At 65.8% G+C, this 12,582-nt stretch carries 15 protein-coding genes and 1 other RNA gene; 4 read left to right on the top strand and 12 right to left on the bottom strand.

The features are described from left to right. The 11 genes from A8G00_RS07490 to mscL form a co-directional block, all read right to left on the bottom strand. The gene (locus A8G00_RS07490; protein WP_025547605.1) at positions 1-339 is read right to left on the bottom strand and encodes a hypothetical protein; all 339 of its coding nucleotides are present in this window, start codon (positions 337-339) and stop codon (positions 1-3) included. Beyond that, a complete protein-coding gene (locus tag A8G00_RS07485) occupies positions 312-860 on the bottom strand; it encodes a J domain-containing protein (RefSeq protein WP_025547607.1) in 549 nt (182 codons plus the stop codon). Before A8G00_RS07485 ends, A8G00_RS07490 begins: the two co-directional genes overlap by 28 nt. 99 nt (positions 861-959) lie before the next feature. Further along, an RNA gene (rnpB, locus tag A8G00_RS07480) (RNase P RNA component class A) lies at positions 960-1,345 on the bottom strand. A gap of 60 nt (positions 1,346-1,405) precedes the next feature. Then, on the bottom strand, positions 1,406-2,104 hold the full coding sequence (locus tag A8G00_RS07475) for an N-acetylmuramoyl-L-alanine amidase (protein ID WP_025547608.1): 699 nt from the start codon (positions 2,102-2,104) through the stop codon (positions 1,406-1,408). Positions 2,105-2,218: 114 nt separating this feature from the next. After that, the gene (locus A8G00_RS07470; RefSeq protein ID WP_229742409.1) at positions 2,219-3,127 is read right to left on the bottom strand and encodes a protein-glutamate O-methyltransferase CheR; all 909 of its coding nucleotides are present in this window, start codon (positions 3,125-3,127) and stop codon (positions 2,219-2,221) included. Next, positions 3,127-4,206: a chemotaxis protein CheB gene (locus tag A8G00_RS07465; RefSeq protein ID WP_103000399.1), complete on the bottom strand. Its 1,080-nt coding sequence runs from the start codon at positions 4,204-4,206 to the stop codon at positions 3,127-3,129. The genes A8G00_RS07470 and A8G00_RS07465 overlap by 1 nt, the downstream gene beginning before the upstream one ends. Before the next feature lie 67 nt (positions 4,207-4,273). Beyond that, positions 4,274-4,639: a response regulator gene (locus A8G00_RS07460; RefSeq protein ID WP_025547613.1), complete on the bottom strand. Its 366-nt coding sequence runs from the start codon at positions 4,637-4,639 to the stop codon at positions 4,274-4,276. A gap of 94 nt (positions 4,640-4,733) precedes the next feature. After that, positions 4,734-5,171 (bottom strand): chemotaxis protein CheW, encoded by a 438-nt coding sequence (locus tag A8G00_RS07455; protein ID WP_044662721.1) that lies wholly within the window; start codon positions 5,169-5,171, stop codon positions 4,734-4,736. 18 nt (positions 5,172-5,189) lie between these two features. Further along, complete coding sequence (locus A8G00_RS07450; RefSeq protein ID WP_103000398.1) at positions 5,190-7,559, bottom strand: chemotaxis protein CheA; 2,370 nt, start codon at positions 7,557-7,559, stop codon at positions 5,190-5,192. A 148-nt stretch (positions 7,560-7,707) separates the two neighbouring features. After that, a complete protein-coding gene (locus tag A8G00_RS07445) occupies positions 7,708-7,983 on the bottom strand; it encodes a hypothetical protein (RefSeq protein WP_025547617.1) in 276 nt (91 codons plus the stop codon). 135 nt (positions 7,984-8,118) lie between these two features. Then, positions 8,119-8,547, bottom strand: coding sequence for a large conductance mechanosensitive channel protein MscL (gene mscL / locus A8G00_RS07440; RefSeq protein WP_025547619.1), 429 nt, complete (start codon positions 8,545-8,547; stop codon positions 8,119-8,121). Between the two features lie 101 nt (positions 8,548-8,648). Between mscL and A8G00_RS07435 the strand changes: the two genes are divergently transcribed. From A8G00_RS07435 to A8G00_RS07420, 4 genes are read left to right on the top strand one after another with little or no spacing between them, the layout of a single operon-like run. Continuing rightward, the gene (locus A8G00_RS07435) at positions 8,649-9,251 is read left to right on the top strand and encodes a LemA family protein (RefSeq protein ID WP_025547620.1); all 603 of its coding nucleotides are present in this window, start codon (positions 8,649-8,651) and stop codon (positions 9,249-9,251) included. A gap of 7 nt (positions 9,252-9,258) precedes the next feature. Beyond that, the gene (locus tag A8G00_RS07430; protein ID WP_103000397.1) at positions 9,259-10,071 is read left to right on the top strand and encodes a YgcG family protein; all 813 of its coding nucleotides are present in this window, start codon (positions 9,259-9,261) and stop codon (positions 10,069-10,071) included. Next, positions 10,071-10,748, top strand: a complete 678-nt coding sequence (locus A8G00_RS07425; RefSeq protein WP_103000396.1) for a TPM domain-containing protein — start codon at positions 10,071-10,073, stop codon at positions 10,746-10,748. The genes A8G00_RS07430 and A8G00_RS07425 overlap by 1 nt, the downstream gene beginning before the upstream one ends. Beyond that, on the top strand, positions 10,745-11,287 hold the full coding sequence (locus A8G00_RS07420; protein ID WP_103000395.1) for an NUDIX hydrolase: 543 nt from the start codon (positions 10,745-10,747) through the stop codon (positions 11,285-11,287). Before A8G00_RS07425 ends, A8G00_RS07420 begins: the two co-directional genes overlap by 4 nt. A 138-nt stretch (positions 11,288-11,425) precedes the next feature. Here the strand turns inward: A8G00_RS07420 and A8G00_RS07415 are convergent, their stop codons facing one another. Continuing rightward, on the bottom strand, positions 11,426-12,442 hold the full coding sequence (locus A8G00_RS07415; protein WP_103000394.1) for a 50S ribosomal protein L11 methyltransferase: 1,017 nt from the start codon (positions 12,440-12,442) through the stop codon (positions 11,426-11,428). Positions 12,443-12,582 lie beyond the last annotated feature (140 nt).

The following is a 12,582-nucleotide window of genomic DNA, read 5'->3' as shown; positions in this document are numbered from 1 at the left end:
TCAGCCTTCCTTTGCCGGAACCAGGCCCAACGCCTGGGCCAGTTCATCCAGATCGGCGCCCGGCCGCACCAGCAACCAGTCGCGCGATTTTGCGCCGTCGACGACTGTCACCGCACCCTTGGGACAAATGCCGAGGCAATTGACCTCGACGATCCCAGCCGCCGCCTTGCGCCCCTTTTTCAGAGAAAGATGCCGGCGCAGCGCCCTGGCAAGCCGCTCGTCCCCGTCCCGGCCGAAACCGCCGTCCAGCTTTTTCGAACATTTGCGGCAGACCAGCACCGCATGATCCCAGTTCGACCGGACGCGATCCTTCAATCCGCCCGCTCCCGCGGTTTCCACGTCCGCCGCTCCTCCGCCGCCCGCAGCACTTCATAGGCAGCCTGGATCGTCTGGAAACGCACAGCCGCCTGCGCGTCGCCGGGCTTCACATCGGGATGATATTCCTTGGCAAGGCGGCGCCAGCTCTTCTTCACGGCCTCGAAATCGGCGTCGTCCTCCAGCTCCAGCGCCTGCAGCGCATGCAACTCGTCGCGCGAGCGGCTGCCGTCACCCGGCCCGCCCCAACCATGATAGGCGCTGTTCTGATAACCGCCCGCGTCACGCCGCTCGGCACGTTCGCGCTGCTCCCGCTCTTCCTGGTCCAGGCCCTGAAAATAGTCCCAGTTGCGGTTATATTCCGCTGCATGGTCGGTGCAGAAATACCAGCGTTCGCGGCTGTTGGGCGATTTGGGCGCGGGGCAGTCGCCCGGCCGGTCGCAGCCATGCCGGTCGCACAGGCGCACCTGCTGCGCCTCACGCGATGCGCCGTAGCTGCGCCAGCGGGGAAAGCCCCAGTCATTGGATCGGCTGCTTCTTGCCATGGTTCCAAATTAGGCAGGCCGCAGGCGGAACACCACCCCGGCAGCCGATGAAATTGCCGTTATTTTAAATCCTCCCCATCGGCAGATGGGGAGGATTTAAATGCCAGAGGGCCTGTAAGCCGGGTTCTGTCCCCCTCTTGCGAAGGGTGGCGACCATTCCTCTAGGGGACGGATCGCTCCGTCCCTCCAGCAACCAACCCGGGCGGTCTCAGCCGAAACTGGCCTAGCAGCCGAAACTGCGCGCCGCCCCTATTCGGTCTTGCTCCCGGTGGGGTTTACCGTGCCGCCTTGCGTTGCCGCAGGCGCGGTGCGCTCTTACCGCACCCTTTCAATTTCGCTGAGCCGAAGCTGTAGCGACCTGCTTTCTGTTGCACTGTCCCTTGGATCACTCCAGCCGGCCGTTAGCCGGCACCGTCATTTCGTGGAGCCCGGACTTTCCTCGCCGTGGAAGTTACCCGCCACGCCGCGGCCGCCCGGCCCTCTGGCAGAGGGGCCTATACACAAGTCCGGCCCCCCCGTCATCCCCGTTTGGGCGTCGTCCCCGTTCAGTCGTCGCCCATCGGCTTGGGCAGCAGCAACGCCAGCAGGATCGCCCGGCACTCGCCATCGATGATTCCATCGATCAGTTCGGGCCGGAAGCGGCGCTGGAACGCGACCACCGCCGCCTGCGGCTCCGCAATGTCGTATCCGAAGCGCTCCAGCGCCAACATGAAGCCGCCGTCGCTCCAATGCGGGTCCATCAGATTCTTGGTCGGGCGCGGCAGGGCCAGCCGCAGACGCGCCAACTGGCCCCAGGGGAACAGTTCGCCGGGGTCCTGCTTGCGGGCCGGGGCGACGTCGCTATGCCCGACGATGTTGCCGCGGGTGATCCTGTGCCGCTGCACGATCTGGTGGATCAGCGGGATCAGCGATCCCATCTGCGCGTCCGGAAAGGGCCGATAGCCCCATTCATGCCCCGGATTGACGATCTCGATACCGATGCTGGCCGAATTGATGTCGTCGATGCCGCGCCAATGGGCGCGGCCGGCATGCCAGGCGCGCTTTTCCTCATCCACCATGCGGATGACCTGCCCATCCTCCGTCACGACATAATGAGCGGATACCTTGGATTCCGGGCTGGCGAGCCAGTTGATCGCGGTCGCGGCATCGGCCATCCCGGTATAGTGCAGCACCAGCATGGAAATCGGCAGGCTGCGCTCGTCAAAATTGGGCGACGGCGTGTCGATCATCGGGAAGTCGTTCATCGCCAAGGGCCAGTCACTCGCATTCGTCCGTCAGCGCCTTCGGGCGCGCGGACAGACCATGGCCGACAGCGGCAGACCAATCAAGCAGGGCGCGGTATTTTCCCGCCGGGACGATCAGACCGCCCGGCGCATCGCTCCGCCCGATTGCGCCGCGGCGTCGGCGCGGCGTCCATAGCCGCCGCGGAATTCGGCATGGGGGACGAAATCCTCGCTATGGCCGATCACCGTCTCGCCCGCCCCCAAAAGCAGGACAGAGCCCGCATGGCTGTGCCGGGCGAGAAGACGCAGCACGCTCTGGCGGCGTTCGGGCGTGAAGTAGAGAAGCACGTTGCGGCAGAGCAAAAGGTCATATTCGCCCTGGGGGGCGTGCGCGTCGAACAGATTGTCCGTGCGAAAATCGATCATCTGGCGCAGGGCCGAATTGGCGCGCCAATCGTCGCCCGAAGGGTCGAACCATTTGAGCAGGTCCCCCACCGGCAGGCCCCGCTGCACATCCATCTGCGTGAAGATGCCCGTCTTCGCCTGCGCTATGGCGGCGGTGGAAATATCGGTCGCCAATATCTCGATCCGCCAGCCGCGCCAGCGCGCCATGTCGTTGCAAAGCTGGATCGCCAGCGAATAGACCTCCTGCCCAGTCGAACAGCCCGCGCTCCAGATGCGCAGCGTCCGGTCCGATCGCTGCGCATGGATGCGCGGCAGGATATGGCGGTGGATCATGTCGAATATCTGGAGATCGCGGAAGAAGCTGCTCTCATTGTTGAGCAGCGCGTTGACCACGTCATTTTCCAGCATCGCATCCTTGTGCCCCATCAGCCGGGACGCAAGCGCATCCATGTCGCTCAGCCCATGGGCCCGCAGCACAGGCTTCAGCGCCGTCTCCATCCGCCAGGCCCGGCTTTCGGACAGGATCTGACCGGTGCGCGCTTCCAGCAGGCCGGAAAAGATGCGCGCCGCCCCGCGCATGGGATCGGCGGAGGAAACGGAGCCGGACAGGAGGGGGTCGGCCGAAGGGGGCAATGCCATCAGTTTCTGTTCTTTCCTCTTCGCGCCACGAAATCCATGATCGCATGGGGTTCCAGCAGGGCGCAGTTCAATCCTTCTCCGGCGACCGATCCGGGCATGCCCCAGACCACGCTGCTCGCTTCGTCCTGCGCCACGATCCATCCGCCGGCCGCCACTATGTCCCGCGCACCGGCGGTACCGTCCCGCCCCATGCCCGTCAGCACCACGCCGGCCGCGCCAGCGCCATAGGCCTGGGCCATGCTGGCGAACATCGGGTCGACGCCGGGCAGATTGCCGGTCGGCGTGCGCTGCGGATTGAGCACGACGGACACCCGAGCATAAAGCCCCCGCCGAAGCTGGAGATTGGCGTCGCCCGGCGCGACATAGACGATGTCCGGGGCCAGCAACTCGCCCTGCTCCGCCACCTTGACGCGCAGGGGTGTCATCCGCCCCAGTTGCTGGACGAAATAATGGGTGAAGCTGGCGGGCAGATGCTGGGTCAGCAGGATCGGCACGCCCAGCGGCGCGGCCAGACCCGCGAAAAGCTGTCCCAGGGCATGGATGCCGCCGGTCGATGCGCCGATGCCCAGGCAGGCGAGCGGCTGGGCCGCCTGCTCCGGATCGGCCCGCAGCGGCGGCCGGACCGCCACAGGCATGGCTTCGCCGCTGAACAGGCGCGACAGGCGGTCGATCAGGGCCTGGGGGAAGTGCTCACCGAAGCTGCCGCTTCCCGGCTTCGCCAATATGTCGCTCGCGCCCAGCGCCAGCGCTTCGACCGCCGCGGCGCTCCCCTCCTCGCAATTGCCCGACAGGATCACGACCTTGGCGCGCGGATTGGTCCGCAGGATCGCGGGCAGCGCCGTAAGGCCGCTCTGTCCCGGCAATTCTATGTCAAGCAGGATCAGGTCGACCTCATGGTCCCGCAAATAGCCCAGCGCATGTTCGGCGCTGTTGGTCTTGTGCGTGACGGAAAACCGCCGGTCGGCGTTCAATATCCGTTCGATGACCGTCCTGACCACGACCGAATCGTCGACGATCAGGGTACGCAGCGCCCTGTCCTCGTCGCGGCTGCTGGCCATGATCGGCACGTGAACGGTCATCGAGGGAAATCTTTCTGAACAAAATCGGGGAGGTCGGTCGAAGAGCGCTCGATCCGAAGCGCTACGCCTAGATGACGCCGACGATCGTCAGCTTGCTTTCCAGCGTTTCGCGGTCGAACGGCTTCATCACATATTCGTCCGCGCCGGCTTCGACGGCGGCCTTGATATGGCTGATGCCGTTTTCCGTGGTGCAGAAGATGATCTTGGGCCGCGCGGACAGATTGGCGTCCGGCAACGCCTGGAGGAATTCCATGCCGCTCATCACCGGCATGTTCCAGTCCAGCAGGACCACGTCCGGCACGGACGTTTCGCATTGCGTAAGGGCGTCACGCCCGTCGACCGCCTCGCTCACCGAAAGATCGAGCGATTCCAATATATGGCGGGCAACTTTGCGGATGACCTTCGAATCATCCACGACCAGGCAGTTTTTCATAGAGCGTCCCTTGTTTTGCGTCCCATCGTCACAAGCCTTAACCGGCAAAGGCGAGGATTTGGTAAACGCCGGTACGAGATCGTGCGATCTGGCGTCATGCCGCCTGGGCGACGGTGCCGGCCTCGATGAAGCCGCTCAACGACACCAGCAGATAGGGCTGGCCCTCATGCTCCACCAGACCGCGGGCATAGGGCGCCCAGGCGGCATCGAGCTGGCCCCGCAGCGGCAGCTCGCCCTCCGGCACCTGGCAGATGTCGTGCACGGCATCGACCATCAGCCCATAGCTGTGGCCGCTGATGTCCGCGATGATCGCGAAGACCCGCCGCTCCATGGGCGTCGGCCGCCCCCGGACCAGCGCGGCGACGTCGATGACGGTCAGCACCCGGCTGCGCAGCGCGGACAGCCCGGCGACATGCGCGCCCATGCCCGGCACCGGCGAGATGTCGGTCAGCTTGACCACCGCCTCCACCTCCCGGGTTTCGACGGCGATCCTCGTGCCCGCGAGCGTGGCGAAGAGGTAAAGCTGGTTCATGCGGCTATTTCTCCGTTCCTATCGCCGCGATCCGGCGAGCGCGGCCATCAGCGCGTCCTGATCATAGCGATAGATGCTGCTGTCCTGGGGTCCGGCGGGTCGCGGCGTGGCGCGCAGATGGACGATGCGGCAGCCCAGCAGTTCGCTCGCCTGGGAGGCGTCCGATCCGGTGAACAGCACCACATCCTGCGGGTCGACCGCTTCGTCGGCGGGCAGGCCCATCACCACATCATGCCCGGCCTGGCGGAGCAGCGGCGCCAATATCTCGCGCGTCCAGCCATCCTCGCTGTCGGCCAGCAGGCAGCGACCGCCGCTCCGTTCCGCGACCGGCTCCTCCGGCAGGGCGGCGAACAGGGCGAAGGGGTTGATCACCTCCAGATGCTCGCCATCGATCACGGCAACCCCGCTCAACAGCCCATGCATCGCGATCATGTCCGGCACGGCGGGCATTTCCACGATGTCGAGCACCGCGGCAACCGGATAGCAGGCCTCCCTCGCGCCGTCGCGCAGGCGGAGCGCGGCGACCTTCTCCTCGGAAAAGGCATGATGGCCGTTGGCGACCGGCACCAGCCGCCCGTCCAGACGCACGAAGCCGCGCCCGCCCGACCGACCGAACAGCCGGGCGTCGATGTCCTCGACCCTCTCGATCAGCGACAGCTTCAGCAAGCGCCGCTCGCCCGAATATTCCTCGAACCGCAAGGCGGGCACCATCTCGACACCGCCCTGCGCCTCCTCATCCTCCCCGGCCCGGCGGGCCGCATGATCGTCGATGATGTTGGGCAGGCGCGCCGCATTGGCGAGGCCCGCCGCGTCCAGCAGCAGCATCGGCTTGCCATTGTCGGGCAGGGTCATGCCGGCATAGACGCCCGACGCCATCACCAGCGGCGATGCGGGACGGATCACCAGTTCCTCATGATTCTCCACCGCCGACACGCCCATGGCGAAGGGCACGCCGGTCGCGGAACGCACGACCATCACGGCACGCGGCCCGGACTGCGCGACCCGCTCCATGCCCAGCACGTCTTCCAGATCGATCATCGAATGGCGGATGGAGCGGATCGTCGCGATCTTGGCCCCGCCGACCTGCGCGATGTTCAGCGTCTCATTGTTGTCATGCAGGATTTCCACGACCGCAGCGCGGGGAATCGCGAAATGCAGGTCGCCGGCCCGCACGATCAATCCCGGAATGATGGTCAGCGTCAGCGGCACCCGCAAGGTGATGGTCAATCCGCAGCCCGGCCGGTTGTCGAGCGCGATGACGCCGCCGATCCGCTCCACATTGGCGCGGACCACATCCATGCCGACGCCGCGCCCGGAAATGGCCGTGACCTGACTGGCGGTCGAAAGGCCAGGATGGAAGATCAGGTCGAGCTTCTCCGCCTCGCTCATCCGCGCGGCTGCTTCCGGCGTCAGGCGGCCCGCGGCCATCGCCTTGTCGACCAGCCGGCCGGTATCGATGCCCTGCCCGTCGTCGGAAATCTCGATGACGATCTGGTTGCCCGACTGGCGCGCCTCCAGCTTCAGCCGCCCCGCTTCGGGCTTGCCCAGCGCCCGGCGCCTTTCCGGCGTTTCTATGCCATGGTCGATGCTGTTGCGGACGATATGGGTGAGCGGGTCGACCACCATCTCCACCATTTCGCGGTCCATTTCGACATCGCCCCCCTCAAGGCTGAGGTCGATGCGCTTGCCCAGGTCCCGGCCGAGATCGCGCACCATGCGCGGGATGGCCGTGAACAGGCGGTCGACGCGCTGCATCCTGGTCTTGGAAATGGCGTCGCGCATGTCCGCGACGCAGGTCGACAGTCTTTCGAAGGCGCTTTCCAGTTCCGGATCGCCCGACCGCTCGCGCAGCTTGCGCGACAGCTCGTTGCGGGCCAGCACCATGTCGGACACGCCGTTCATCAACTGGTCGATCAGCGACAGGGGCAAGCGGATCGTGCGCGGCGCCGATTGCCCGCCGGAAGCGCGCGCGACGGCGACGGACGCCGCCGGCGCCTCGCCCTCATCCGGCGCGGACGCTTCCTTCTCCGTCAGGGCGGCGATCAGATAATCGTCATTCTCCTGCGGCAGCGCAGCGCCGATGGCGACCGCCTCGGCCAGTTCCGCGATCCGGTCCATAATGCCCAGAACGGCGCTGACGGTGGACGGATCGGCAAGGCGCTTGTCCGCCCGGATTTCCGACAACACGTCCTCAGCCGCATGGCTCAGCCGTTCGAACCGCGGCAGGTTGAGGAAGCCGCAGCTCCCCTTCACCGTATGGAAAAAGCGGAAAATGGCGTCCAGCCGGTCGCGGTCCGTGGGGTCGGCTTCCCAGGCGACGACCTCCCCCGCCAGCGCCTCCAGCGTTTCCTGCGTTTCCGATATGAATTCCTGGAGTAGCTCGTCCATTCCACCGCCTCATGGGATAGGCGGCGGACCATGGCGCGGCTGTGGTTAAATCCCCGTTAAAGAGGGGTGGCGCGGCAACCATGAAAGGAAAAGGGGCGCCGCGACCGGCAGTCGCGGCGCCCCTTTCGGCTCGGTAACAGCCTTGAACTTAATGCGCCTCGGTCTTCTCGACCGAGTCAGCCGCCTTCTCCCCGGCTTCGCGGGTGGCGTCCGCCTTGTTCTCCAGCGCGTCCGCGGCGTTTTCAGCGGCGCTTTCGGCATTGCCGCTCAGATTATCGGCCATCGCTTCCATATTGTCGGCCTGGTTGTCGATGGCGTCCGCCTGATTCTCATACGCGTTCTCGACCTTGTTCTCCTGCTTGGAATCGCATGCAGCAAGCGCGATCAGGCTGGCAAGGCCAAGGACTGATACGAAGGTTTTCACGGCGTTTTCTCCTGTTGCGCCCCCATGGGCTGACGTCATTCGGCAAGGGGACCGGATGCCCGGAACCCTGACGCCCATCAACTGGTCGCGCGAAGGATGGTTCCCGCCGCACACTCCTTTCGTCGCGGAAACGACTTATTTTTTCAGGGAATCGCGAATTTCGCGCAGCAGCAGCACGTCCTCCGGCGTCGCGGCCGGCGCGTCCTCGGGCTTGGGCATCAGCTTGTTCACCGCCTTCACCAGCAGGAAGATGATGAAGGCCAGGATCAGGAAATTGACGAACACGGTCAGGAATTCGCCCCAGCCGAACATGGCGACATTGGCCGCCTTCAGGTCGGCATAGCTGTCCGGGTTCCCCTTGAACCCGGCGGGAATCTCGCCCAGCCGGATGAAATAGCCGGAAAAGTCGGCCCCGCCGAAGATATAGCCGACGACCGGCATGATCAGGTCGTCCGTCAACGACTTGGTGATGGTGGCGAAAGCCCCGCCGATGATCACGCCGACGGCCAGGTCCATGACATTGCCGCGATTGATGAACGTCTTGAATTCGGAAATCAGCCCCATGGCGAACCCCTTGTCCCGATTGCGATATTGACAGCATGAGCCGTTGCGAAGGCTTCGACAACCGCCTATTTCCTCACACGAAACAAGCCTGAGGATGTTCCATGACGATCCTGCGCCAGTTCCGCCTGTTCCTTCTGCCGCTGCTGGGCGCCTTTGCGCTCAGCGCCTGCGGCATCAACAGCGTCCCCGCCGCCGAGGAGGTCGCAAAGGCCAAATGGGCCGATGTGCAGGCGCAATATCAGCGCCGCGCGAACCTTGTCGGCAATCTCGTGGCCACGGTGAAAGCCGCCGGCAAGCAGGAGCAGGACACGCTGGTCAAGGTGACGGAGGCCCGCGCCAGGGCCACCTCCGTCCAGGTCAATGCCGAGGATCTGTCCGATCCCGCCAAGGTGCAGCAGTTCCAGCAGGCGCAGGCGCAACTGAGCCAGGGCCTTGGCCGCCTTCTCGCCTCGGTAGAGGCTTATCCGGAGCTCAAGACCAACCAGAATTTCCTCGACCTGCAATCGCAGCTCGAGGGTACGGAGAACCGCATCGCCGTCGCTATCCGCGACTATAACGAAGCGGTGCGCGCCTATAACACCCGCATCCGCACCTTCCCCGACGCGATCGGCGCCAAGATCATCCATGGCGCCAAGCCCATGACTCCGTTCCAGGCCACCACGCCCGGCGCGGAAGAAGCGCCGAAGGTCGATTTCGGCAACTGAGCCGGTGATGCTCCGCCGCCTGCTCCTGATCTTCGCGCTGCTGGTTTTCATGCCCGTGGCGGGAGGGACGGGAATCGCGCCTTCCGCTCAGGCCCAGACCTTCCCCAAGCTGACCGGCCGGGTGGTGGATGACGCCGCCCTGCTCTCCCCTCAGCAGAAGCAGGCGTTGACCGACAAGCTGGCGGCGCTGGAGCAGCAGAGCGGGCGGCGACTGGTGGTGGCGACCCTGCCCGACCTCCAGGGATATGACATATCCGATTATGGCTATCGGCTGGGCCGCGCCTGGGGAATCGGGTCCAAGGACAAGAATGACGGCGCGCTGCTGATCATCGCCCCCAATGAGCGCAAGGTGCGGATCGAGGTCGGCTACGGCCTGGAAGGCATCATGACCGATGCGCTGTCGTCCCAGATCATCCGCAACGCCATCACGCCCCGGTTCAAGGCCGGGGACATGCCCGGCGGGATCGATGCGGGCGTGGACGCCATCGGCAAGCTGCTGACCCTGCCCCCCGAAGAAGCCAAGGCGCTGGCGGCGCAGGCCGAAGCCAGGGCGCGCGACGCAGCGGACGATGGCGGGGCATTCATGGCGATATTCTGGCTCGTGGTCGTCGCGATCATCGTGATCGCCATGCTTTCCGGGCGGGGCAAGGGACGGCGCTATCGGGGCGGATCGGGACCGATCATCCTGTGGGGGCCGGGCGATTCCGGATGGGGCGGCGGCGGTGGATCAGGCTGGGGCGGTGGCGGCTGGGGCAGCGGCGGCGGCTTTTCGGGCGGCGGCGGCAGCTTCGGCGGCGGCGGCGCGTCGGGGGACTGGTGATGCGCCTGATCATGAACGAAGCCGATCACGACCACGTGACCGCTGCGGTGGCCGAAGCGGAGAAGGCGACGGATGGCGAGATCGTCACCATCGTCGCCCGCCGGTCGGACGCCTATCATGATGCAGGGCTGCACTGGGCCATCGGCGCGGTGTTCCTGGCCCTGTCGGCGGCGGCGGCCTTTCCCCTGCATTTCCGGCGCTTATGCTCCTGGCTGCTGCAAAGCTGGGAGCATGAGGTGGAGGACTGGAAGCTTTTGACGGTCCTGCTCAGCCTGCTCATCCTCAAATTCCTGATCGTCCGCTATGCGCTCGCCTGGATGCCGCTGCGCATGGCGTTGACGCCCAAGGCCACCAAGGCCCGCCGCGTGCGCCGCCGTGCCATCACCCTGTTTCGCGCGGTAGCCCAGGGGCGCACGCGCGGACGGACCGGCGTGCTCATCTACCTCTCGCTGGATGAGCATCGGGCGGAACTCGTCGCGGATGCGGCGATCAACGAAAAGGTCGCTCCGGAAATCTGGGGCGAGGCCATGGCCGCGCTGATCGACGGCGTGCGCGCAGGCCGCGCCGCCGAAGGCATGGCGGAAGCGGTGCGGCAGGTCGGCAGCGTACTGGCCGAATATTTTCCGGCGACCGGCGACAATCCCAATGAATTGCCCGACAGGTTGATCGAATTATGAGCGAACAGGACGGGGCTTCCCCCGAAGAGATCATGTGGGAAGGCCGCTTCATCACCGCCAAGCGCCGGGGCAGGTGGGAATATGTCGGCCGGGCGCGGGGCATCCATGCCGCCGTGATTCTGGCCGTGGACGAGGCGGCGGACGGGCGGCATGTGTTGCTGGTCGATCAATATCGCGTGCCGCTGGGCCGCCGGTGCATCGAATTGCCCGCCGGCCTTGTGGGCGACCATGACGAGGGCGAGGAAGCCGTGCTGGCCGCCACTCGCGAACTGGAGGAGGAAACCGGCTACCTGTCCGGCCGGATGGAGCCTTTGGGTGATTTCTACAGTTCGCCCGGCATGGTGTCGGAGAGCTTCACGCTGTTCCGTGCGCATGACCTCATGAAAACCGGCGATGGCGGCGGCGTGGAGGGCGAGGATATCCGCGTGCACCGCGTGCCGCTCGACAGGATTCAAGACCGGATCGCGGCATGGCGGACGGAAGGCTTCGCAATCGACGTGAAGCTGCTGTTGCTGCTGGGTGCGGGCATCGTGGGTTGAGGCCTTTTGCAGGGCGAGGCGCTCCAGGCCGTCCCGCCCTGTAAATGCATCACCTCCGCCAACGTGCGGTCACCTCAACCGTCCGCTGTCGAAATGGTCCCCAAGTCGATCCGGGCTATGATCACGCTCAGCAAAAGGTCACAGACTGCCGAAACCAGGGGCTTCGCCACGGGCATTGCCGTCGATGCGGGTCGGCCGTCTCCAGCCGATCCGCGGGCGCTTGCGCAGACGGAGGGTCGGCCAGTCGCCGCGGACCGTCCGTTCCGCCAGGCGCATTCCCTGGGCGCGATAGGCAGCCAGCACCGCACCGGCCTGTTCATTGAGCAGCCCCGCAAGGACGATGGTGCCGCCTTCCTCCACCAGCGCGCAGAGCGAGGGAGCAAGTTCGATCAGCGGACCGGCCAGGATATTGGCGATCAGCAGGTCATAGGGGGCGCGCGTCGCAATAGCCGGGTGATCCACGCCGGCAGCCGTGTAGAGCGCGAGCTGCCCCTGTCCCTTGCCCGTCGCAATCCCGTTGGCCGCCGCGTTGGCCGCGCTGATCTCCACCGCGACGGGATCGATGTCGGACGCCGTCGCATAAGCACGCGGCCAAAGGTGGAGCGCCGCGAAGGCAAGCAGGCCTGTGCCCGTTCCGATGTCCGCGACATTGCCGAAGCGCATGCCGACCCGCCGCATGCGGTCGAGCATGATCAGGCAGCCCGCCGTGGTTTCATGCTGGCCAGTGCCGAAGGCGCGGCTCGCCTCGATCAGGAAATTGACGTGGCCGGGCGCCGCCGGGTCGCTGGCGAGATTGCGGACGTGGAAACGCCCCGCAGTGACGGGTTCCAGCCCCTGCTGGCTCAACGTCACCCAATCCTCGTCGGGCAGTTGCTCGACCAGCGGCTTGACGCCGGCGGCGCTGGGGACGAGCGAACGGAGCAGCCGGATCGCGGCGGGGCTCGGCTGGCCTTCGAAATAGGCGTCGAGCCGCCAGCTTTGTTCATTATCGGGCTCCGCCTCGCTGGTCATCAGCACGGGCGGACGATCCATCAGCGCGAAGGCGGCAATGTCGCCATCCAGCGCTTCGGCCTCCGCACGGGTGCATGGGAAGGTGACTTTCCAGCTTTGCGCCTTCTCTTCGGCCAGCGCGGATGGGGTGGCAAGGTCGTTCATGTCGCGGCCTTTAGACCTTTGGCGGATGGAGGGGAAGCAGGCACATCTGCCGGGGATGCAAGCCTTGGGCGATCGAGGACATCAAGCCCCGCCCCTGAAGCAGGGGGGAAGCGCTGGTGTCCGCAATTTCCCAGAACGAA

Origin of the sequence: Sphingobium sp. SA916, from assembly GCF_002894065.1 — a bacterium.
GTDB classification, from domain to species: Bacteria; Pseudomonadota; Alphaproteobacteria; order Sphingomonadales; family Sphingomonadaceae; genus Sphingobium; species Sphingobium fuliginis.
Note: the sequence above shows the minus strand (reverse complement) of the source record. Positions and strands in the feature narration are given on the sequence as shown.

Excerpts from the sequence above, each read along its gene's own strand:
- A8G00_RS07450 (WP_103000398.1), bottom strand. The coding sequence starts at position 7,559 with ATGGACGAGCTACTCCAGGAATTCATATCGGAAACGCAGGAAACGCTG.
- A8G00_RS07485 (WP_025547607.1), bottom strand. The coding sequence starts at position 860 with ATGGCAAGAAGCAGCCGATCCAATGACTGGGGCTTTCCCCGCTGGCGC.
- A8G00_RS07435 (WP_025547620.1), top strand. The coding sequence starts at position 8,649 with ATGACGATCCTGCGCCAGTTCCGCCTGTTCCTTCTGCCGCTGCTGGGC.
- A8G00_RS07460 (WP_025547613.1), bottom strand. The coding sequence starts at position 4,639 with ATGAAAAACTGCCTGGTCGTGGATGATTCGAAGGTCATCCGCAAAGTT.
- A8G00_RS07470 (WP_229742409.1), bottom strand. The coding sequence starts at position 3,127 with ATGGCATTGCCCCCTTCGGCCGACCCCCTCCTGTCCGGCTCCGTTTCC.
- A8G00_RS07475 (WP_025547608.1), bottom strand. The coding sequence starts at position 2,104 with ATGAACGACTTCCCGATGATCGACACGCCGTCGCCCAATTTTGACGAG.
- A8G00_RS07420 (WP_103000395.1), top strand. The coding sequence starts at position 10,745 with ATGAGCGAACAGGACGGGGCTTCCCCCGAAGAGATCATGTGGGAAGGC.
- A8G00_RS07465 (WP_103000399.1), bottom strand. The coding sequence starts at position 4,206 with ATGACCGTTCACGTGCCGATCATGGCCAGCAGCCGCGACGAGGACAGG.
- A8G00_RS07430 (WP_103000397.1), top strand. The coding sequence starts at position 9,259 with ATGCTCCGCCGCCTGCTCCTGATCTTCGCGCTGCTGGTTTTCATGCCC.
- A8G00_RS07415 (WP_103000394.1), bottom strand. The coding sequence starts at position 12,442 with ATGAACGACCTTGCCACCCCATCCGCGCTGGCCGAAGAGAAGGCGCAA.
- A8G00_RS07455 (WP_044662721.1), bottom strand. The coding sequence starts at position 5,171 with ATGAACCAGCTTTACCTCTTCGCCACGCTCGCGGGCACGAGGATCGCC.
- mscL (WP_025547619.1), bottom strand. The coding sequence starts at position 8,547 with ATGGGGCTGATTTCCGAATTCAAGACGTTCATCAATCGCGGCAATGTC.
- A8G00_RS07425 (WP_103000396.1), top strand. The coding sequence starts at position 10,071 with ATGCGCCTGATCATGAACGAAGCCGATCACGACCACGTGACCGCTGCG.